Origin of the sequence: Aquimarina sp. U1-2 (assembly GCF_017897595.1) — a bacterium.
In the GTDB taxonomy this organism is placed as follows: Bacteria; Bacteroidota; Bacteroidia; order Flavobacteriales; family Flavobacteriaceae; genus Aquimarina.
On record NZ_JAGKIK010000101.1, the window covers coordinates 1 to 384 of the forward strand.

The following is a 384-nucleotide window of genomic DNA, read 5'->3' on the forward strand; positions in this document are numbered from 1 at the left end:
GCTGGAAACACTATGCAGGTAGAAGCGCGTATTAGATACAGGCAGCCATTGCAGAAAGCTACCTTGCATAAAGTTGAAAAGGGACTCTACATTGAATTTGAGACATTACAATCCGCTATAACCGAAGGACAATTTGCTGCATGGTATATAAATGACGAACTTATAGGTTCAGGAGTTATTTCGTAACTTAGTGATTCCAAATCGTTTTGTTATGAAAAAGTTGTACCTGTTTTTACTGCTGTGCTTTGCGCATTTGGTTTTAGATGCACAAGAAGATGCTTGGGTGTTTTTTGCTGATAAAGAAAATGTGGCATCATCCATAGCAAACCCTACAACAATTCTTTCACAAAAAGCTATAGATAGAAAGCAAAAGCATGGTGTTTT

At 37.5% G+C, this 384-nt stretch carries 1 protein-coding gene; it reads left to right on the forward strand.

Features of this window, described 5'->3' with window-relative positions; all coding sequences use genetic code 11:
• A partial coding sequence (locus tag J8281_RS19205; RefSeq protein WP_371812647.1) for an aminomethyltransferase beta-barrel domain-containing protein occupies positions 1 to 186 on the forward strand: 186 nt, incomplete at its 5' end.
• Between the last annotated feature and the right edge of the window lie 198 nt (positions 187 to 384).